General features: G+C 62.0%; 20 protein-coding genes and 1 pseudogene. 10 read left to right on the top strand and 11 right to left on the bottom strand.

Annotated elements, in window-relative coordinates:
* The first annotated feature begins 155 nt into the window (after positions 1-155).
* Positions 156-1814, top strand: coding sequence for a hypothetical protein (locus ABLE43_RS14840; protein ID WP_348979189.1), 1659 nt, complete (start codon positions 156-158; stop codon positions 1812-1814).
* 13 nt (positions 1815-1827) lie between these two features.
* The gene (locus ABLE43_RS14845; protein ID WP_348979190.1) at positions 1828-3450 is read left to right on the top strand and encodes a hypothetical protein; all 1623 of its coding nucleotides are present in this window, start codon (positions 1828-1830) and stop codon (positions 3448-3450) included.
* 62 nt (positions 3451-3512) lie between these two features.
* On the opposite strand, the gene ABLE43_RS14850 is transcribed toward ABLE43_RS14845, so the two are convergent.
* Both ABLE43_RS14850 and ABLE43_RS14855 read right to left on the bottom strand, forming a co-directional pair.
* Positions 3513-4289 (bottom strand): hypothetical protein, encoded by a 777-nt coding sequence (locus tag ABLE43_RS14850; protein WP_245652746.1) that lies wholly within the window; start codon positions 4287-4289, stop codon positions 3513-3515.
* A 52-nt stretch (positions 4290-4341) separates the two neighbouring features.
* Entirely contained in the window at positions 4342-5256 is a 915-nt protein-coding gene (locus tag ABLE43_RS14855; protein ID WP_062787847.1) for a hypothetical protein, read from the bottom strand.
* A 127-nt stretch (positions 5257-5383) separates the two neighbouring features.
* On the opposite strand from ABLE43_RS14855, the gene ABLE43_RS14860 reads away from it, so the two are divergent.
* Together ABLE43_RS14860 and ABLE43_RS14865 are read left to right on the top strand one after the other, a co-directional pair.
* Entirely contained in the window at positions 5384-5920 is a 537-nt protein-coding gene (locus tag ABLE43_RS14860) for a hypothetical protein (RefSeq protein WP_062787845.1), read from the top strand.
* Positions 5917-7320 (top strand): HEPN domain-containing protein, encoded by a 1404-nt coding sequence (locus ABLE43_RS14865; RefSeq protein ID WP_062787843.1) that lies wholly within the window; start codon positions 5917-5919, stop codon positions 7318-7320. Before ABLE43_RS14860 ends, ABLE43_RS14865 begins: the two co-directional genes overlap by 4 nt.
* 46 nt (positions 7321-7366) lie before the next feature.
* On the opposite strand, the gene ABLE43_RS14870 is transcribed toward ABLE43_RS14865, so the two are convergent.
* Entirely contained in the window at positions 7367-8464 is a 1098-nt protein-coding gene (locus ABLE43_RS14870) for a DUF4238 domain-containing protein (protein ID WP_062787841.1), read from the bottom strand.
* A gap of 116 nt (positions 8465-8580) precedes the next feature.
* Between ABLE43_RS14870 and ABLE43_RS14875 the strand changes: the two genes are divergently transcribed.
* Positions 8581-9114, top strand: a complete 534-nt coding sequence (locus tag ABLE43_RS14875) for a hypothetical protein (protein WP_062787839.1) — start codon at positions 8581-8583, stop codon at positions 9112-9114.
* 230 nt (positions 9115-9344) lie between these two features.
* On the opposite strand, the pseudogene ABLE43_RS14880 reads toward ABLE43_RS14875, so the two are convergent.
* From ABLE43_RS14880 to ABLE43_RS14915, 8 genes and pseudogenes are all read right to left on the bottom strand, one after another.
* Positions 9345-9617 (bottom strand): annotated as a pseudogene (locus ABLE43_RS14880) (HU family DNA-binding protein); the annotation flags it as partial.
* 84 nt (positions 9618-9701) lie between these two features.
* Positions 9702-10562 (bottom strand): restriction endonuclease, encoded by an 861-nt coding sequence (locus tag ABLE43_RS14885; protein ID WP_245652744.1) that lies wholly within the window; start codon positions 10560-10562, stop codon positions 9702-9704.
* Positions 10559-10948, bottom strand: a complete 390-nt coding sequence (locus tag ABLE43_RS14890) for a type II toxin-antitoxin system VapC family toxin (protein ID WP_062787837.1) — start codon at positions 10946-10948, stop codon at positions 10559-10561. The genes ABLE43_RS14885 and ABLE43_RS14890 overlap by 4 nt, the downstream gene beginning before the upstream one ends.
* Positions 10945-11190, bottom strand: coding sequence for an AbrB/MazE/SpoVT family DNA-binding domain-containing protein (locus tag ABLE43_RS14895; protein ID WP_062787835.1), 246 nt, complete (start codon positions 11188-11190; stop codon positions 10945-10947). Before ABLE43_RS14895 ends, ABLE43_RS14890 begins: the two co-directional genes overlap by 4 nt.
* Positions 11191-11501: 311 nt before the next feature.
* Positions 11502-13037, bottom strand: a complete 1536-nt coding sequence (locus tag ABLE43_RS14900; RefSeq protein WP_046408758.1) for an argonaute/piwi family protein — start codon at positions 13035-13037, stop codon at positions 11502-11504.
* Complete coding sequence (locus ABLE43_RS14905; RefSeq protein WP_046408756.1) at positions 13034-14428, bottom strand: toll/interleukin-1 receptor domain-containing protein; 1395 nt, start codon at positions 14426-14428, stop codon at positions 13034-13036. Before ABLE43_RS14905 ends, ABLE43_RS14900 begins: the two co-directional genes overlap by 4 nt.
* A 51-nt stretch (positions 14429-14479) precedes the next feature.
* Positions 14480-14875 carry a type II toxin-antitoxin system VapC family toxin gene (locus ABLE43_RS14910; RefSeq protein ID WP_046408755.1) on the bottom strand — a complete coding sequence of 132 codons (396 nt, stop codon included), beginning with the start codon at positions 14873-14875 and terminating at the stop codon, positions 14480-14482.
* On the bottom strand, positions 14868-15116 hold the full coding sequence (locus ABLE43_RS14915; RefSeq protein ID WP_046408754.1) for an AbrB/MazE/SpoVT family DNA-binding domain-containing protein: 249 nt from the start codon (positions 15114-15116) through the stop codon (positions 14868-14870). Before ABLE43_RS14915 ends, ABLE43_RS14910 begins: the two co-directional genes overlap by 8 nt.
* 293 nt (positions 15117-15409) lie before the next feature.
* Between ABLE43_RS14915 and ABLE43_RS14920 the strand changes: the two genes are divergently transcribed.
* From ABLE43_RS14920 to ABLE43_RS14940, 5 genes are all read left to right on the top strand, one after another.
* Positions 15410-15688, top strand: a complete 279-nt coding sequence (locus ABLE43_RS14920; RefSeq protein ID WP_348979191.1) for a transposase — start codon at positions 15410-15412, stop codon at positions 15686-15688.
* A 30-nt stretch (positions 15689-15718) separates the two neighbouring features.
* Positions 15719-16564 carry an IS3 family transposase gene (locus tag ABLE43_RS14925; protein ID WP_348979200.1) on the top strand — a complete coding sequence of 282 codons (846 nt, stop codon included), beginning with the start codon at positions 15719-15721 and terminating at the stop codon, positions 16562-16564.
* A gap of 513 nt (positions 16565-17077) precedes the next feature.
* Complete coding sequence (locus ABLE43_RS14930; protein WP_345907782.1) at positions 17078-18241, top strand: muconate/chloromuconate family cycloisomerase; 1164 nt, start codon at positions 17078-17080, stop codon at positions 18239-18241.
* A 4-nt stretch (positions 18242-18245) separates the two neighbouring features.
* On the top strand, positions 18246-18536 hold the full coding sequence (catC, locus tag ABLE43_RS14935; protein WP_062126717.1) for a muconolactone Delta-isomerase: 291 nt from the start codon (positions 18246-18248) through the stop codon (positions 18534-18536).
* Positions 18537-18570: 34 nt separating this feature from the next.
* Entirely contained in the window at positions 18571-19461 is an 891-nt protein-coding gene (locus tag ABLE43_RS14940) for a dioxygenase family protein (RefSeq protein ID WP_345907783.1), read from the top strand.
* Positions 19462-19470: the final 9 nt, after the last annotated feature.

Below are 19470 nucleotides of genomic sequence, written 5' to 3' on the forward strand. Positions count from 1 at the left end.
AACCTAAGATGCCATCAATGACACTTTACCCCGAAACGCCTGGTAGAGTGTCATTGATGACAATCATTCGACGAGGGAAAGTGCGTCCATGATGCTTGGGCCAGGCAGGCATGTTAGCGAGGGCGACCACCATAACGACGAGAATCGCTACCTGAATGCCGCACCATATCTTCTATTCCTGGCAAAGCGACACGGAGAACCGGATCGGTCGCGGCTTGATTCAGTGGGCGCTGGACCGCGCCATTCGAACCGTCAATGCGGACGCCGACGTTGATCCCGCCGATCGTGAGCTTCGCGCCGATCGCGACACTGTGAATGTGCCGGGCATGCCGCCGCTCGCGGACACCATCTTCGGAAAGATCGACCGGGCGGTCGCCTTCCTGTCCGACCTCACGCACGTTGCCACGCGCGCCAAGGGCCAGCTCTCGCCCAACCCCAATGTCCTGCTCGAGCATGGCTGGGCGCTAAAATCGCGCGGGTGGGGCAGGATGATCGGCGTCATGAACACAGCGATGGGCCATCCCGACGAGCATCCTCTTCCGTTCGACCTCACCCATTTCAAACGGCCGATCCTCTTCCACTGTCCGGCCGACGCGACCGACGAGGAGCGCCAGGCGGCGCGGGCAGGGCTTCAGAAGGATCTGGAGAGCGCTCTTCGCCTGATTCTCGACGACGAGGTTCTTATGGCGGCTGCGCCGTCGGCCGAACCTCACCCTCATGATGTTGAGCTGTTGCAGCGGTATCGCCAGCAAATCCCGGAGCTGCTGCGCCAGTTCCTGCGCGAGCATAATTTCGGAACGCCCTATCCGCGCAAGGCGCTGGACCCGCTAGACGATATGGCAGCCACCTGGACTGGTGCAGCCTTCGATTTCGAGGACGCGGCCCTGCAGGAGGCTGCGATGGCGCTGCGCGCGGCGAACACGTCCCTCATGGAGCTGGTCTATGAGCGCATTCATGTGATGGGCCGCAACCCCAACATGGCCTGGCCGAAGACCGACTATGATGTGCGGCACGGCATGCAGCAGAGTACTTTGGACGCGATCCGGGAACTCAATACACGCGCCGGAACCCTGATCGGCGCGATCGATGCGTTCGAGAAGGTGGGGCGCTCCCGGATTCGTGTGGCGCCGCCGGCCCCTGCGGCGCCGCAGGTCGATCACCGCTGGGAAGCGGCGCGTACCGCGATTTCGGAATTGGAGATGGATCGCATGCGCGGCGGGCTTCCCGAGATCGTCGCCATGCCCAGCATGACGCTGCGCATCGTGCCGCTGGCCGCGATGGACCGGCCGACCCTCGATCCCAAGACCGCCCTTGCAGCGGCGCTGCGCTTTCCCCCTGACAGCCAGGCCCGGGTACAGTCGGATTCGGATGAGCGTCAGTGGTGGAGCTATGGGCTGCCGCTCATCCAGACCGAAAATAACCCGGAGACCCGGTGGCGTACCCGCCTGGTCCGCCCCGGGTTAATCGAATTCGAGGCGATGATCGGGGCCCGGATCGATGATGATCCCCAAATCCTCGTGGATGGCCGCGAGCTGGAAGCATCGATTGCTATGCATCTCGAGCGGCTTGCCAGCGTGCTCGCGGACGTAGGGCTAACCGGTCCGGCCGTCGCCGGCATCGCATTCCGCGGGGTGGAGGATGTCGAGTTGACGCGCGCCCGCGGCGGCGGCCGCAGGATCCGCAAGCCGGAGCTCTTCCTGCCTGAGCTTCAGGTCGCCGATCTCGCCGCGCCGATGCAGCCGCAATTACAGGAGCAGTTCAACATCCTGTGGCAGGCGTCCGGCTGGGCCGACGGCTCGCCGTCATTCGGCTGACGAGGCGAGAGGCGTGGTGCTGAGGCCCCCGTCACCGGAAGAGGGAGATGCCGGTCTTCAGGCGTTCCGTGAGGCGGCGAAGCTCCACGAGGACACGTTGCGCAGCCGGATGTCCCGCGAATTCTACCGCAAGGATCTGGCAAAGTGGCAGAAGCTCTACACGACGCTCGCTGGCAAACGCGACGCAGGCTCGCCGACGGCCGTCCATTTCGCGCGGCTATCGGCGCTCTGCGGTGAGCTGCTGACGGAATATGGTCCAGAGGCGCCGCCCAAGAAGCGCGTGCCCAAGGCGGTGACGCCGGTCCCCCTGACCTATCCCGACTTCCCTGACGAGATCACCCACCGGATTCACTTCCTCGAAGGGCCGGGAATTCGGCGGCAGCGCGCCATCGAGCTTTCGGCCCACGCTCCGGGCCTGTCCCGACAGACGTCGGCGCGCGGGCGCGTCCTGCTTTCGATCGGAGTTCGGCAAGATCAGGTCTGCCTGTTTGAGCGCATCGTCGAAGCAATCGGCGATCTTGCCATGGCTGATTACGCGGCCGCGGGCTTCGACATCGGCTATGTGATGCGTCCGGAAGGGATCGCCCAAGGCCAATCCTGGGAGCCCAATCCTCTCGATCCGGCCCTGCCGATTGCTCGTGTCTGGGAGGATAACCAGCGCGCCCGGGGCTACGGTTTGCAGGCGCGCCTGCTCGGCGAGAAATGGCGCGGCGCTGACGGCACCGGTCTCCCGGACGATCTCCCCGATCTCTACGGCAGACCCTGGGACCCTGATCCGCATTGGCAGCGCGTTCTGGAACTCACCGAAGCTGACCGGCTCGAGGAGGCACTGGCGCTGGTCGATGCGGTGCCAGGCCGCGATCGTGAGCCGCTTTTCGACGAGGTCATCTATCTCAGGTTCCTGACTGGATCGCCCCTGCGCGCGCAGGACATCCGTATACTGGCGCGCAGACATGCGGAATCCTCGCTCATCGTCGGGCGGCTGCTGGAGGAGTTCGAGGCGTTCCTCGCTCATCTCGATGCGCAATTCACGCTGGAGCCGCCAGTCCTGGAGGAGATGATCAGGCTTCGACCGGATTTCGGGTCGACTATGATACCGCCCATGCCGCCCGCTTCCGACTGGGCGGCCTATCGGCGTCATATGGCGCAGTTCACGAACCATGGTGCCCGGCGTGGCCGGATCTTCTCGATCAACATCGGCGCCGCCGACACGGGGGCATCGGCGTTTTTTGCGACCGCTATGGTCGCGGCCGAAGAGGCGTTCCGCCGTGAGCGGTCGATTCCTGAGATCGGACTGGGCTGGGTTTCCGAAGTCGCCCTCCTGGACCTCGTTCGCACCCTATGGCCCTCGGCGGTTCACCAATGGCGGCCGGCCTTCCTCGGCATGCAGTCCGTCGATATCCATGTGCCGGAGCTGGGCCTTGCAATCGAGTATCAGGGACAGCAGCACTACGCGCCCGTGGCGCTCTTTGGCGGCGAGGAAGGGCTCAAGCTCACCCAATTGCGCGATGAGAAAAAGCGGGGGCTCCTGGCCCGTCACGGTGTGCGGCTGCTTGAATGGCGGTTCAATGTACCAATCACCAGGGCGGAGCTGGTAGCTCAGCTCGCAGCGATGGAAATCCTGGTCCCGGACTAGCTCGCGAGCGTCTTCTGCCGTGGGCCGTTCATCTCATCGACATCGCAGGCGCACTCGTGATCTTAAAGAGTCGGCGGTTCGACATCCGGTGGATTCATGTAGGCCCTAAAGCCCTCAAGATCCTCGTCGCTCGGGTTCTCCAACTCCGGGATATATCGGATGGTCTCTGCGACCTCCCTGCGCGAAACATAGTCGATGATGGCGCCACCGTTGCTCAGCTCATACTGCATCGCGCCGCAGTGGCGGTCGACTGTGGCCCGCCCGGGCGCGAAGGCGATGGGCTTCTTGTTCCCCTTCTTGCTCACCTCATGCTTGGCGAGCGCGACGCGCAGGAACTCGAGCCTGGTGAAGCCCATTTCCGTTCGGCGGAGGTCGATCCGCATCTGATCGACGAGCTCTGGTCGCTCCTGCGCGTCGCGAAGCTGCTGGGCCCGAAGTTCCCGGTCGTAGTGCCGGTAGCCGAGTTCCCGTGCGAGGTTCGTCGCCTTCAGGCTGATCCCTCCATTTTCCGCGAGCTTGATCACCTCTTCGCACCGCTGGCGCCATGTGCGCAGCAGTTCATAGGCGGCATAGATCCACATTGGCGTCAGCGCGGAGAGCTGCGCCATCCGGCCGCGCGGCGGTTCATCATCGAGCTGGCGTTCCAGAATCTCCTGCTCAACGCGGTTGAGCATGTTGTCGACCAGGCACAGCTGGCTCGCCTGCATGGCCAGAAATGGGTTCTCGCCAAACCCGGCGAGTGTCATCAGGGCCTCGTAGAGCTCGGCGTGGCCGATGTCCGCTACTGGACGATAGCGAGGCTCGTCCTCCATCTCATCGGGATAAGGTTCGTAGTCCACGCTCAGTCCTTTCGCGCAGGCCGCGCTAGCGACAGTGCAGATATGTGGAGCCTCACGAGACCTTCTCCCGGAGCCACGACGACAATCCTGCATCGAGGATCATCCGCGCGAGTCGCTGCGGCCCGAGCAGGATCACGCCTTCCGGCCCCCCGTTCTCCGGGATGTTGCCGGTATGCCAGACGAAAAACATCCGGTCATACGCGTCAGCTTCGGCGAGCCGACCGACATAATCGTCGAGCGACGCCCGCGTGGCCTGGGATTTCACCTGCACGAAGGCCCGTTCGGCGGTGCTCGGAAGCACCAGTTCGAGATCGATCGTCTTCTGGGTTCGGCCAACCTGGCTGAGCCGGCGCCACCCGCTGCTCGAAAAGACGAGATCGACCAGCAATTCAAAATCCTGCCAGGTCAACAATCGCATCAGGGGAATGATCGCCGCGGTGAGGGCGCGTTCCGCCTCTTCGGCTGCCGCCACCTCTGGAGATAATTCATCGCTCAGTCGGCGCAGCAGATAGTCGGCCGCGCCCACGTCGCAGATCGTCCCGCGAAACATCTGGACCTTGAGCAATCGCCCGGAGAGCCGATCGGTCGTCAGCAGGCTCCCGCCGATCGATGTGCTGTGCCAGCCATCGAGCGTCGCGCGGCGGTGGCTATTGTCCGACAGGATCTCAATGTCGCCAGCCGGCCGGCACCAGTAGAGCAGGCCGCCGACAAAGGTGATGAAGATGGTATCCTCGGCGCTCTCGTAGAATGCCCGAATCTGCTTCACATCGCGGGTCGCCGCGCCAGCGTCCCCCCGGCGCTCCTTCATCGCTTCCCAGACGCCTGACCAGTCGCCCGCTACGCAAAGATCGTGCGGCGCCTCGCGATAGCCAAAGCGCAGCACGCCGTCGCGGATGCTCTCGGCCTCCCAATCGCCGCCCCGGCCGAGCTTGATGTAATAGACGTTCGTCGCCGCGACTGCGGTCATTCAATCCCCCTGTTTGGCGCCGGGCTTTTCCGATCAACCTGCCCGAGCATCGCACGCTATACCTTCGCTGTAGAAAAGATATTGAAGAGATTGTCCGGTTCAGAGTGCGGCAAAATTGGGGGGGCAGATGACCAAGGCAAACGGTAACGCGCATCGCAAGAAATCGTCGAAGCCCTACAATGAGCGCACCGATCTCGAAAAATTGCAGTCACAGTGGACCAAGTTATCCGGACTACACCTTCGAGAAGAGCCATCTGCGGCGATTGTCCGTTGCGCGACGGCAGCGGAGATCGCGGCCAACTACGCCATTCGGACGGAATGGGCTCGCAAGACCGAATTTGATGACACGATCGTCGACATGTTCCTGCGCTGGGCGAACGGCCTGCCGCTCAAGGTAACCCGGCTCTTCGTGCCGGTCTATTTCGCGACCCCGGACGAGAGCCCGATCGGCAAGGTGCTCAAGGCATCGGCCGAGAAGATCAACGCGGTGCGCAATGCGGTGGTACATCAAGGTGCCTTCAGCAATCCCGAAGAGGCGGAGGCCGTGATTGCCGAGGCGAAGACCTTCATCAACACGATCGTGGGTCTGTCGATCGAGAATTTCGACATCGAGGTGGCAGCACAGCAATGGCAGGCGTCCCGCAAGAGCGAGGGCGGCGAATGACCGCGACGCTCGGCGGCCTGACTGTCACGCTCGGCAAGAAGCTCAAACAGTCCGACGATTTCCTGAAGGCCAAGCACAACCTGCTCAGCCAGTTCGACAGCATCGACGATCTCGTCACGGACGAGAAGAAGCTGTCGGCCAAGGATCGCCAGGCGATCGAGCATCATATCCTGCAGCTCCGCGCGGCGATCGCGCGCACATTGTGGTCCAATGAGTTCTACATCGGGCGCTCGCTGCTCGACGATTATATCCTCCATATCGCCAAGAATGGGAGCGGTGATGTACCCGCATGCGTCATCGCCGGACTCGCCGCCGCTGGCGCCGACAGGCCGGGCTTCGTCCTCTATCCCCTGACCGGCTTCGGCATGGAAATGCCGGGGATTTTCGCGAAAGACAGTAAGCTCCGCTCCGAAGCAGTCTTCAAGAAGGCGGGCTTTGCGGTCAGCACCCAGAGCAATTCGTTCGATGCGGCGGTCGCCAGCACCGAGCGGATGGCAAGGGGTCTCGGCGTGAAGCAGCGCATCGACAAATCGGATTTCCGGCACTTTGCCTACACGGCGAAATGGTTCGGGAAGAACCCGCTGATGCTGGTCCGCGTCACGTCCTTCACTGGCGACATGTACGAGAACCAGTTCATCTATTCGCTCAAGATCAGGGTGGCGGCGGCAAACCTGCTGATGTTGCATTGCCTGTCGCAGGAGGCAGTCGGACCGCTCGATCGGCACCACAACTCGTCCTTCATCAACAATTTCGAGACGCTCGACATCGCCCATTATCTGATCGGTGAGGCGATCCGCGGCCGCCCGATGTCCACCCGCCGTGTGCCCATGAATGTCTCCCAGCTCGAATTGGCGAAACTATCGGATGTAGCTGCGACGCTCTCCACCAGTGCACTGGCGACGTCCCGCATGAGGCGGCTTGCGCCGAAGGTGACTCAGGCGTTGAACACGGTGGAGCGGGGGTACTTCCGCCACGTCAATCTCGCGACGCACTCGAAGCCGGAGAACCGCCTCTATCGCCGCCTGCTCACCGCCCTGGACTGGTTCCGACAGTCGTTTAGTGCCCGCGCGAACGAGGCGGAGGCGATCGTCGCGCTAGCGGTCGCGTTCGAGACGCTGCTCACCGACCAATATGCCCCCGCGATTGCCGAGCGCCTGCGACGCCGGATCGGGATCTGCATGAAGGGTGTGCCAGGGCTGGCGAGCTATCAGGCCAGCGTCTTAGCCATCTATTACGCCCGCAGTTCCATCGTCCATACTGGCGAACCTGACCACGCGATTGACATTCATCGCGGTCAGGTCGCCTTCACGCGCTGCTTTTGTGCGATTGCCGAACGGCTGACGACTTGGACACCGGCCGCGAACAACGTCATGGGCGATCTGCTGGGCGATGTCGCGTGAGATCGCCGGTGATGCCACTCGTCACATCGATCGGCGCATCGTCATGCTAGACCGAGATCTTTCGATAGCAGCTTCCTTGCACGAATCCTTGCTCAAGACACCACCGTCGGGTCAAGCCAGCGCCGGTGTCATTTGAGTAGGCGTGCGCGTTCGATCGGAAGCGCAGAAACGCGGGCCAGGTCGAAGGGGCCGGGTGGTTGGTCGCGACACGGACGAGCACCTTCTCGCCGCTCCTGATGTCAGTAGGCTTCCTGACGGCGTAATATTCGCCCCAATCGCTTGTCGTTTCGAGGACGGCTTGGGTGACCGTTTGGCGCGTGGCAGGTCTCCCGGTCTTCGCAGCTTCCACTTGCGTCGCGATTTTGTCGCGATCATCCCACTCCCGGAAATACACGTTGGCACAGCAGCCAAGAATCTGATGGGCGTTGAGCGCCTCAATGTCCCCCTGCCGATCGATTTCGATCCAATGCGCGCTATGACCAGAGCTATAGACGGCACCGTCGTACAGGATTGCGCAGAGCGACGGTGAGAGCGGCAGGAAAAAGATGGCACCAGCAGTCTTTACCCCGAAGCTCGGTCGGCCCTTGCGCGGCCGCTGGATATGCAGGCGGTTGGTCAAAACGGCGGGATCGTCGGAGGTGAAGAAGGGGAGGCCTGTCCGGTTCCGCACGATGCAAAGCGTCAGATCGTCGACGATCCGCATCGTGTCCTTGTAGCTCAGCATGGCCGCCTGGACGGCTTCCTTCGATGCCTCTTTGATCGTGGGGACGGGAAGGTCGGACCCAGGAACGTCTTGCAGTGCCAGCGCCATTTCGCTCGCTTTCAGCGAGGCGGCTTCCGTCCGCAGATATTGGAGATAGATGAAGCGCTTCATGACGATCTTGACCGCGGATCCGACCGTGCCGCCCTCGGACAGGTGGCGGACGATCGGTCCGTATGGGTCCTCGATGAAATTGATCGCGTTTTCGAGAAGCTTATTTTGCCCGTAAAAATAGTCGCCTGAACATTGATTCCTGACGGGCGCGTTGGGAATGGCCTTCATGCGGTCGAGATTGAACAGATTGATCGCCAATCCATCGCCGTTGACCGTGAACGGTCGAAGATGGATCCGAGGGACGAAGTGCTGATTCTTGTTGTCGGCCATCTACTTGGCTGTCTGCTGCATGTTGGATTGGCCTTCTATCTGCTTTCCGTGAGAAAAATGCTGTCGGTCGTCATTGTGGGATTCACATCCGTGCAAAGGCAGCGTAGATTCATGCTATGTTCCATCAGGCCGATCTGTTCGAGACAACCGCTAACCCTGCACGAGCGATGGACACGCCATCGCTGATGGCCGCTATCGCTGCCGCCTCACAGCGTCCGAAATTCTCTTACATGCTCCTCCAGCTTCTCGCGGAGGTTGCTGACGAGAAGGGCAGCGCCGGGCCGAGTGTCGTTGTAAACGGTGACGCCGTACCGGTGCGTGACTGGCTATGCGACGCACTGGTTCCCATCGCGCAGCGCTCACCATGGCGTCGTTCTACGATCGAAACGGTGCGAGTTGCACTCGAAAAGGCTGATGAACTCCCGACCGATCCGGCCCAGGCAGAGCGTCTGGTCGAGGAAAAGGTGCGCGAGCGCGTTCGCCGGTCGGGTCGTTGCAATGTCAGCCGTGCGGTGTCCGATCTATGCCGCGGCGGCCTCCTGCGACGACACTATCAGGGCTATAGAGTCAATCATCAGAACCGTGGCGCCCAGCGGGAGGCGGTTTATACGATCATGCCGGATGCCTTGGCGGCGCTACGTCGCCGGTGATCCTCCGATCGTCGAGCCATCAGGTTCGGTTGCTGTTGCTCGCGCCATTCGATCCGGCATCTGCAATAGTTTTCCGGTCGCTGTCTTGATCGCATTGGCTCAGGCGACCTCATCGATCCACCGTCAAGCAACGCAATCTAGGTCGAGCTTTTTGATAGGGTTATGAGGACTGGCCGGCCAGCGGTTCCTACCGACAGAACGGGTGGCCCTGACGCTGACCGGCACAAGGATCAGCCGTTGAGTCGGTCCTTGATCGCTTTCGCCGGCGTAAAGGTGAGTTTCTTCGACGCGGCGATGGTGATGGTCTGCCCCGTGGCGGGGTTACGGCCCTCGCGCGCCGGACTGGCCTTCACCTTGAATTTGCCGAAGCCATTGAGCGCGATTTCCTCGCCCTTGGCGGCGGCGTCCGCGATCGCCGTGAACAGGCCATCGACTAGTTTGCGAGCGTCTGCTTTGCTGGTGCCTGCCTTTTCAGCGAGATAGTCGGCAAGATCGCTGTTATTCTCGGGGAGCCTTTCCTAGTTTACCGATCAGCTTCATAGCCTCGGCGCTCATCGCGCGCCATCGCGCTCGTATTTTTGCCAGCCTTAGAAAAGATCGCGGACCCGGACATAAGGATTGCCCGTCTCCGCGAAGCGGCGCGCCTTGCGACTCAGCACCTCATCAATTGGCAACAGCTTTTCGAACATGGCATCGAAATCCTCGCCGCTCATGCAGATGATCCGCTTGCCGCGCCCGAAGGCGTGCAGCCCGTCTTCGCTGAAGCCAATGTAGCTCACAAACAGGCCGCGGGACCAAGCAGCCTTCTCGCCGAGCTTGCCCTCGAAAACGTGGAGATCGGCCGCTGGTGTCGGCTTGGCCTCCCATTTTGCTTCAAGCAGATAGGTGTGGCCGGCGAGATCGAAGCTGCCGTCGATCTGCTCTCCACGCAGGCGAAAACTGTCCCGGGGCTTGAGGCCGAAGAGCCGGAACGTATCGCGCAGGAAACGTTCAAAGGCAAAGCCGCGCTGCTGGGGCGCAAGATCCCAAATCGCGAGAAGAGCTTTACGGGCTTCGGCGATCTGTGGTCCTTTGAAAGCGGGTGTCGGGGCGGTCTCGGGTGCCGCTGGCTTGCCCTCGAGACGGCCGATTAGCTCGAGCAACCGGCCTTCGCCATTGGCGACGCTGTCGGTCGCGCGCCGGCGGGCATTGATGGCCTGACGGTAATCCCAAAGAGCACGCAGCGTTCGGACAACCGTTGGGGAATCGACGATGGTGAGGAAAGTGCGCAGGCGCTTCGCCTTCGAGGTTCCGTTGCGCGCATAACAGGGATCGTCGATGTCGACGTTCAGTTCCTGCGCGAAGAATTCACGCATCGTCCGGTCGGAGAAGTCCAGGACATAGCCGCCGCCCATCTCGAAGAGCTCGTCGAGCAAGATCATGTCGATGGGGCGCACGCCGCTCGTCATCGGATCACCACGACCTTGACGCTGGCTCGATCGGCGATCGTCCGCCAAGCCTTGTCGGCGGTCCAGGCGGGTAGGCCGTCGCGTACCGCGAGCGCGAGACAGCAGCGATCACCAAGGGACAGGCCGGCATCGGCTGTAATCGCGCGCAGACGCCCGGCGATCTGGGCGGTTCCCTTGTCAAGGCTGACCAGTTCGAGCGGCAGCGGGTCGAGCATGGCATCCACATCGCGCTCCGGCATGCCGAGATGGACGAAATGACTGACGACTTCGGCGTAGTTGACCATACTCATCCGCGCAGATGCGATCGACCCGGCGACCTTCGTGCCGCCCGGCTCTTCCTTCAGCATCGCAACGAGCGCGGAGGCATCCAGAATGACCTCGCTCATTCGCCGCTTTCTGCCACCCGATTGGCCAGGAAAGCATCAACCGTGGCGTCCGCATTTCCTTCAGTGAAGCGACGGGCGATCGCTTGCGCGTGCGCGACCGCCTGCGCTGCGGTTCTCAGGACGATGCCATCCTCGGTCTCCTCGAGAAACACCGCGCCACCCTCGGACAGGCCCAAGCGCTTGCGCAGGTCGGCTGGCAGACTCATCCGACCATTCGGCGTGATATTGACCTGTATCGTCATCCGAGCTTCACTAGAAAAGCTGAATACCAGAAGCCATTCTATGCCATAATGCCACCTTTATGTCACGAGACACTCCATCGGACTTTTATGTCCGATAAATGCGATTCTCGGACAGAAAAATGGCATCGAGTGGCTTGCGTTAAGCTCAGAGAATCTGAGACTGGAATCAGAGGTGTAGGTTTTCCTGAAATGGTGGACGGCATCTGCCCGGCGGCACGCTTCCGAAATAGCGGATTGCACCTAAATTGGTGGACGTCAGAGTCTTCGCCTTACGCTCGACCTGCCATCGGCATCAGTCGGCGCTCATGGGATCAGATGTAGTGCCGGAACGGCAGCGGCGGTGCGGTAACGGTATGAGGCGACGCCATCAGGATCTCACCCACCCGGTCGGCGAACTTGAGCGTCACGGGCAGGGCGCTCGCAAAATCGCAGGCGTTATAGTTTACCTTGGTGAGCGCAAGGATGTCGCCGAGCACCTCTACAATGTCCCCTTCGCCATGCGTCACGTCGACGGTGAGCGGCTTGGGTGTCTCGAACCCTTGATACCCTGCCAGCCGCGGCACGAACCCCCGCGCCCAAAGGTAACCTGACCAGTCACCCACGGTAAGGGCTGTGCCGCGCAGGACCGGTGTCGACGCAGAGGGGCGGAACAGCCGAACATCATCGAGCTGCTTGATCCTGACTCCTACCAGCTGTGTTTCAGTGGGCACTGCGCTGCAAAAGCCGTCCCACTCATCGTGGGAAAAGCGGTGACGGCCATGGATGAACAGCTGGTTCGGTGGCTTGCCGTGCTTGAGCTTATAGCCCTCGACCACCGAGGTCATCAAATTCGCCGCCGCGCTCCTCGACAGGTGATATTCCTTGCGCTCGTCGGAGTACCAGGGCCCAAGGGCGCCGCGAAATACGAGACCGTCGCCTGAGTTGAGGAACATCTGCGCGGCGCAACAGGCTTCGCCCGTTGCCGCAGGCGTGTCGTCGTTCTTAAACACCAGTCCGACGTAGCAAACGCCAGGGCGGACATGGGCCAGCGCCCACGGCTTGGCGTCCATCTTGAAGTAGAGCGTGGTGCAGAAGTTCCAGGCAACCGTGGCCTCGTCCTGGAGGCCGCGCCGGCGGTCGTTGGTGATGTTGAGGTTGCGGTCGACCAGCGTGCTTTCGAGGATCAGCTGGAGGACGACGCCGTCCTGCAGCAACTCGGCTTTCAACTGGTGGTGGAAATTGCTCGAGAACAGGTAGGTTTCGGCATCCCGCACCGTGTCTGGGAACAGGTCGCCGCCCATCTGGAAGAAGCGTTTGGCGTCCTTGAAGCTCGTGATGTCAGAGGGAGTGCGCTCGTCTCTGGGCGGTGGTGCTACCTGGGGACGTCCGTAGCGATAGACGACGTCCGGAACGACAACGAGCCAGACGTCGGGACGGCGCTCCTCGGCGCGGATGTGCGCGCGGATCGCGTCGGCGAACAGCAGCACCGTGGATCGGACCGCGTCGGCGCGATTGTTCTTCTTGATGCAATGATCGATGTCGCCGCTCTTGAGCGCTAGCTCGACCATGCCGCGGGTTGGCAGCGCGATGCCGAAGCAGGCCTCGAAGCCTGGCCATGCGGGTGCCCATAGAACGGGCTTGCCCTTCGCATCGACCTTGCCGGGGATATGTAGGCTGATCCGCTCTAACCAGCGGCGGGATAGGCCGACGCCGCTCTCCGTCCCGATGACGCCCAAGCGCACCTGGGAGCGGCCATCGGGGCCTTCGAGCGGCCCGAAGAGGAAGAGCCCATCTTTTGGCGCTTCCATCTGCTGCCCGTGACCGAACTCAAGCAAAGGTTCGGCGATGCGATGCGTGAGAATGCTCATGCGTCGGCCTCCTCCGGCATCTCATCCCGGTCGAAAGCCGTTTCGAAGTCCTCTGACAGGGTTATCTGGCCGGATTCGTCCTCCTCGACTCGGCGGTCCTCTTCCGCGGCGAAGCTGACTGGGAAGTCGAAGCTCATCGGTAGGCTGGCAACCGCAAGGCGCTCACCGGACGCGGCAATGTCTAGGGTCGGATCACCTTCGGCAAGCCACCCCATCGCGGCGAGCAGCATGTCGCGCCATTTGTCGTTGAACCAAGACCGCGTGAGGCGCAACCGGATACGCTGCAGCTGTTCACCCGGGAGCGGGGTTCGGCCATCGGTCGTCACCGCGACATTGGCATGGACCCGGAAGAGAGCATCCGGCCAGAGCTTGGGTTGAGCGACAAGGCACAGATGCCAGCGCCGATCCTTGAACTTGCCGCTCAGGACCCGGTCGACCCGATGTCCATCGCTCAGCGTCAGCTTCACTCTTCCGTCGATGAGTCCGTCGGGGAAGAAGCGGCCGCGGGCGCCCGAGGCGAAATCGACAGGAAGTAGCCCGAGACGATGCATGGCCAAGTCCCAGTGCTGACGCATCAAATTGACGGCGATCCGCCGTGCATTGGAACGCTCAACGAAGTGGCGGCTATAGGTACCGTCGATCACGCCGTTGAATGGCAAGCTGGCGCGCGCCTTCAAAGGCGGAGCGCCGTTGTCGAGACGCTCGATAGCATCGGGTCCGCAGAAGGCGATCACCCCTCCATCGTGTAGTACATGGGGAACACGTGTGAACTGGCTCCAGGCTTCCAGCTGCGCAGTCGTTCCCTTCGCCTCCAGGATCCAGACGTCAGGCCTCGCCCGGAGTTCGAACCAGTTGCTGTAGAGCGTCTCGGGACTTGAAGTGACCAGCTTTCGACCGTCCTCTTGGGCAGCGACGATCATCGCAAGCTGCTCGGCGTCCGGATGCTCGACCTTTGGCACACGTGAGGAGTCGAGCGTCTCGAACAGGGGCTGAAGGCAGGCAGCCCAGTTAGGGAACGCATTGTGTGCGTTCTGGCGGAGGATCTCCGTCGGGAAATCGCCGAAATCCACGTCGGCGATTCGGATCGGAATCATAAACTCCGCATCGCCGAGCTTGCGACGCATGACGTCGCCGAGGGCGAGTTCCTTCTTTACGCCTTGCTTGCCGATGTGCTCGGACACGACGACGATCTGCTTGATCGCCTCGTGCCGCAGCACGTGCTCGATCTTGTCCCAGAAATCGTCGCCACCCCGAAGCGCGCCAACGTCGACCCAGACCTTGTACCCGGCAGTGGTCAAGCGACCTGCGAGCCACCGCGCGAACCGGTTATCCTCGGGGTTGGCGTGCGTGATCAGAATGGTGTCGCGCACCAGTGTCGGAACGGTTGTCATGCGTGTCCCCGCCTGCAGCGTACCGTACCCAAAAGCACGAATATGGGCCTACTACGCCAGAGGGCGCACGTTGGTGATGGTAATGCCGACATCCGCGCTCGCCAGCGGGCCGTCCGTCGTGAACATCTGCGCTTGCAGATCGATCGCCAAAGCAAGGCATGCCCGGTCGCCAAGCGAAAGACCAAGTGCCTTCGTCGACGGCCGGAGGTCGCCTATGATGAGCGCCTGGGCAGGGGAGAGCGGCCGAACATCGAGGTGCAACCCGCCGAGCGCCTCACGCACCTCGTCCAGCGACAGGCCACGCTCCCGCAGCTTGGACACGACCTCGGCCAGGTTTGCCGTTCCGATGACACTGCGGGTCAGCACGTCGACTACCCGATCAGCCCCGGGCTCGTCGTTCAGAAGGCAGAGCAGGGCGGAGGCGTCGAGTACGACCTTGCTACTCACGCTCCGCCTCACGCCGGCGTTCGGCAATCAGCTCGTCAGCCAGGCCGACGCCTTCGGGCACATACTTGCGAAGGATCGCGCGAGCCCGCTCTAACGCTCTCGGTACGGACCGTACCCGCAACTCGCCATCGTCCACATCGACGAGAACGGTGTCACCTGTGGTGATCCCGAGCTCACGGCGCATTGCCGCCGGGATCACGAGCTTGCCACCATCCACGATCTTGACCCTCTGTGCTTCCATCTGCACTGACCTCGCTTGGCTGACCCAATCACCAGACCTTACCGGATGTCGGCGCTGACGGATAGCGCAAAGCAGGACCCTTCAACGGGTTTAGTGATTAGTGGCCGTTCATATCTGCGCGCGGTAGCTACTTAGGCCTGACTAGCTGAGCTAGGCTCGACAGGATCGGCGCTTGCTATTCCGAGCCGGATGCCGCAGCGGTGGCTCACAAGGGTATACTCGACGGAGCTGATCTGCCCCCCCTCAGAGTGGTAAAGCCGCTATGATAGTCTGGACCGTGAGGGAGAGTTCGAATGGGCAGGAAGCGACACACGCCGGAGGAGATCATCGGGAAGCTGCGTGAGGCGGAGATCGTGCTCGCGCAGGGCGGAATTACGGCAGATGCATGCCGGCGGATCGGAGTAACCGAACAAACCTTTTACAGGTGGCGCAAGGAGTATGGCGGGCTGAAGGTCGACCAGGCGCGCCGGATGAAGGATCTCAAGCGGGAGAATGCGCGGCTTCGGCAGGTGATCGCGGACCTGACACTGGACAAGCTGATCCTGCAGGAGGCGGCGCGGGGAAACTTCTAAGCCCGGCGCGGCGGCGGCGCTGCATCGATCATATCCGGCGCGAGCTTCGGGTTTCGGAGCGCCGAATCTGCCGGGTGCCGGGCCAGCACCGGTCGACACAGCGCAAAGTGCCGCGCGGCGCTGACGGCCGACATCATCGAGTTGGCCCGGCAATATCGGCGCTACGGCTATCGCCGGGTCACGGCCTTGTTGCGCGCCGCGGGCTGGCACGTGAACCGCAAGCGGGTGGAGCGCATCTGGCGACGCGAGGGGCTGAAGGTGCCGCAGCGCCAACCGGAGCGCGGTCGCCTTTGGCTGGCGGACGGGTCGTGCATTCGGCTGAGGCCGGAGTATCCGGGGCACGTCTGGGCTTATGACTTCGTGGAAGGCCGAACCCATGATGGCCGCAAGCTCCGGATTCTTGCAATCATCGATGAGGCGAGCCGCGAATGTCTGGTGCTGCTCGTCCAGCGTCGGATCAGAAGCGGAGACGTGCTCGCCGTCCTGGCCGATCTCTTCGTCCAGCACGGACCCCCGGCGCACATTCGATCAGACAACGGCCCCGAATTCATCGCCCAGGCGGTGCGGGACTGGCGTGGCCGGATTGGCGTGAAGACGCTCTACATCGCCCCGGGCAGCCCGTGGGAGAACGGATACTGCGAGTCCTTCAACGGCTCGCTCCGTGACGAACTGCGGGACGACGAGATCTTCTATACCCTGGCCGAGGCAAAGGTGCTGATCGAGGCGTGGCGCCGGCACTACAACTCGGTCCGTCCGCAAAGCAGCCTCGGCTATCGGCCGCCGGCCCCGGAGGCGACGCTGCTGCCAGCCTCGTCCTCCGGCTCCGCTTCGCCCCACCTCCGGACGAGGCTGGCGACGGAGGTGACCATGCACTAACAATCAATCCGGACCACTCGGTGGGGGCCGGCCACGATCAGTGCGCAAAAGTGGTCAACTCAGTTCACTCTACCGGATTGTTTACGTCATGGCAGATCCATTCTCCCGTACCAATTCTCATCAGCTTGTCGTGGTGGGTGACAGTGGCGATCGTCGGTGGCGGGGCGACGGGTGTACAGTTCTGCCGTGACGGAAGGCGGCGCACAAGGGTTCGAGCTGCTGTCCAAGCCTTATACGTTGGAGGAGCTGACGATGATGCTGGCGAAAGCATTGCGCGGTGCGGTGTAATCCGTTTCTAACGTGAAACGGCCTAGAAAGATGGCTCTGGCGTTCTTCCTGGCATCGTGTCTGCGATAGCTGGCTGCGGGACATAAAACCGGGCCGCCGCGACTCCGTGGATCGCATTCAGCGCCTTAGTCCGATGCCGAAAAGGTATCTAGGCCAACCAAATCGGCATTTTTCACGATCAGCTTATGCTCCTAGCCTCACATAGCTAAGGAGAGGAACGAGGCGATGACACGCGTTACCATCAACGCCGTCGAGACTATCATTCTAGATGTGCCGACGATCCGGCCACACGTGCTGTCTGTCGCAACGATGCAGTCACAGACGATCGTAATCGTCCGACTGCTCTGTTCCGATGGAATCGTTGGCTTTGGCGAGGGAACAACGATTGGCGGCCTCAGCTACGGAGCTGAAAGCCCTGAGAGCATCAAGTTGACGATCGATCGCTACGTCGCGCCGGTGCTGATTGGCAGCGACGCGCGTCCTGCGTCGGCGATGGCGATGCTGCGTCGTCATATCGTGGCGAACCATTTCGCCAAGAACGCGATCGAAACCGCTTTGCTCGATGCGCAGGGAAAGCGCGTCGGCGTGCCCGTCAGTGAACTATTGGGCGGGCGACTGCACGATCGGCTGCCCGTGCTGTGGACGCTGGCAAGCGGCGATACGGATCGTGACATCGCAGAGGCGGAGGATATGCTGGCGCGGGATCGACACCATGCCTTCAAGCTCAAGATCGGCAAACGCCCATTCGAGCAAGATGTCGCGCATGTCGCCACGATCAAACGGGCGCTGGGCGATCGCGCCAGCGTGCGGGTCGACGTCAACCAGGCATGGAGTGAAGCGACGGCAAAGCGCGCGCTTCCGATGCTTGCTGATGCAGGGGTCGACCTGGTCGAGCAGCCGATCCCCGCGACCCAGAATCTAGGCATGGCCCGGCTGGCCCAGATGGGCTGCGTCGCTATCATGGCGGATGAGGCGCTGCACGGACCGGAAAGCGGCTATTCGCTCGCCTGCGGACATGCCGCAGACGTCTTCGCCATCAAGATTGCACAGGCGGGTGGACTGTCAGCGGCTAAGAAGCTGGCCGGCATCGCGGAGGCTGCTGGAATTGCGCTCTACGGCGGCACCATGTTGGAGGGCGGCATCGGAACAATCGCTTCCGCCCACGTGTTTTCCACCGTTGGCGCGCTCGAATACGGCACCGAGCTGTTCGGCCCGCTGCTCCTGACCGAGGAACTGCTCGCCGAACCTTTACGATACGAGGCGGGCTCGCTCGTGCTGCCGACCGCGTCAGGTCTCGGTATTGAGCCGCGAGCGGAGGCAATCGCCGCGCTGCGTCGTGATCGGCCGTTACGTACCACGGTAGTGATGCCGCTTCAGGCGGTGGGTTGAGACGATGTTATTCCACGTCACTATGGACGTGCGCATCCCGCACGATGCCGATGCCGGGATGATCGAGGCTCTCAAAGCCGAGGAGAAGGCGCGCGCACAGGATCTCCAGCGACAAGGCATATGGCGTCATCTTTGGCGCGTCGCTGGGCGCTACAGCAACGTCAGCATCTTCGACGTGCCCGGCAATGTAGAACTTCACGATCTGCTCAGCACGCTACCGCTGTTTCCGTACATGGAAGTGAAGGTCACCGCTTTGTGCAGGCATCCATCGTCGATCCATGACGACGATCGCTGACCAGTCATTAAATAAGACGCCAAGGAGAGGAACGATGAACGAGAATTTCGTGCAGACACCGGAGGTACAGAACCTCCTCGATCGCGCCAGCGGCGGAACCGTGGAAGGCGGTGATCCGCGCATCAAGGCGATCACGCGCGATCTCGTCGAGGCGGTGATGATTGTCATTGCCAAGTACGACATCACGGAGAGTGAGTTCTGGTCGGCGATCAAGTTCTTCCAGGACGGCGTGGGTGAATTCGGGCTCATCGTTCCAGGGCTCGGCCTCGAGCACTTCATGGACCTCTACATGGACGCCAAGGATAAGGAGGCCGGCCAGAGCGGTGGCACGCCACGGACCATCGAGGGGCCGCTTTATGTCGAGGGTGCGCCGCTCGTCGAAGGCGACGTGAATCTCAGCGATGACCCGGACGAAACCGGTACCCTCTACATGACCGGTGAAATCAAGGGGCCGAAGGGCGAGACGCCTGATGGCGCAATCCTCCACGTCTGGCACGCCAACTCGCACGGCTTCTACTCGCACTTCGATCCCACCGGAGCTCAGACGCCGTTCAACAATCGCCGTCGGATCAAAATCGGACCGGACGGCCGCTATTCCTTCCACTCGAAGATGCCGAACGGCTATTCGGTTCCGCCCGATGGCGCGACGGATCGGCTACTGAAGTCGATCGGCCGCCACGGCAATCGTCCGGCGCACGTCCACTTCTTCGTCGAAGCACCCGGATACCGTGCACTGACAACGCAGATCAACTTCGGCGACGATCCCTTCGCCAATGATGACTTCGCCTTCGCTACGCGGGAAGGGCTGCTGCCTGTGCCGCAACGCCAGGGAGACAGTGCTTACGTCGCGTTCGATTTCGAGCTTCAGCATTCCGCCTCCCACGAGGACGGCGTTTTCTCCGCCCGTACTCGTGCGGCAGCCTGAGACCGGAGC

Source organism: Sphingomonas silueang, from assembly GCF_040049155.1.
Taxonomy (GTDB): Bacteria; Pseudomonadota; Alphaproteobacteria; order Sphingomonadales; family Sphingomonadaceae; genus Sphingomonas; species Sphingomonas silueang.

Bases quoted from the DNA above. Each gene is read 5' to 3' on its own strand.
- ABLE43_RS14870 (WP_062787841.1), bottom strand. From the start codon at position 8,464: ATGGCCGACAACAAGAATCAGCACTTCGTCCCTCGGATCCATCTTCGA.
- ABLE43_RS14940 (WP_345907783.1), top strand. From the start codon at position 18,571: ATGAACGAGAATTTCGTGCAGACACCGGAGGTACAGAACCTCCTCGAT.
- ABLE43_RS14905 (WP_046408756.1), bottom strand. From the start codon at position 14,428: ATGACAACCGTTCCGACACTGGTGCGCGACACCATTCTGATCACGCAC.
- ABLE43_RS14840 (WP_348979189.1), top strand. From the start codon at position 156: ATGCCGCACCATATCTTCTATTCCTGGCAAAGCGACACGGAGAACCGG.
- ABLE43_RS14860 (WP_062787845.1), top strand. From the start codon at position 5,384: ATGACCAAGGCAAACGGTAACGCGCATCGCAAGAAATCGTCGAAGCCC.
- ABLE43_RS14885 (WP_245652744.1), bottom strand. From the start codon at position 10,562: ATGACGAGCGGCGTGCGCCCCATCGACATGATCTTGCTCGACGAGCTC.
- ABLE43_RS14895 (WP_062787835.1), bottom strand. From the start codon at position 11,190: ATGACGATACAGGTCAATATCACGCCGAATGGTCGGATGAGTCTGCCA.
- catC (WP_062126717.1), top strand. From the start codon at position 18,246: ATGTTATTCCACGTCACTATGGACGTGCGCATCCCGCACGATGCCGAT.
- ABLE43_RS14900 (WP_046408758.1), bottom strand. From the start codon at position 13,037: ATGAGCATTCTCACGCATCGCATCGCCGAACCTTTGCTTGAGTTCGGT.
- ABLE43_RS14915 (WP_046408754.1), bottom strand. From the start codon at position 15,116: ATGGAAGCACAGAGGGTCAAGATCGTGGATGGTGGCAAGCTCGTGATC.
- ABLE43_RS14865 (WP_062787843.1), top strand. From the start codon at position 5,917: ATGACCGCGACGCTCGGCGGCCTGACTGTCACGCTCGGCAAGAAGCTC.
- ABLE43_RS14890 (WP_062787837.1), bottom strand. From the start codon at position 10,948: ATGAGCGAGGTCATTCTGGATGCCTCCGCGCTCGTTGCGATGCTGAAG.
- ABLE43_RS14930 (WP_345907782.1), top strand. From the start codon at position 17,078: ATGACACGCGTTACCATCAACGCCGTCGAGACTATCATTCTAGATGTG.
- ABLE43_RS14920 (WP_348979191.1), top strand. From the start codon at position 15,410: ATGGGCAGGAAGCGACACACGCCGGAGGAGATCATCGGGAAGCTGCGT.
- ABLE43_RS14875 (WP_062787839.1), top strand. From the start codon at position 8,581: ATGTTCCATCAGGCCGATCTGTTCGAGACAACCGCTAACCCTGCACGA.
- ABLE43_RS14855 (WP_062787847.1), bottom strand. From the start codon at position 5,256: ATGACCGCAGTCGCGGCGACGAACGTCTATTACATCAAGCTCGGCCGG.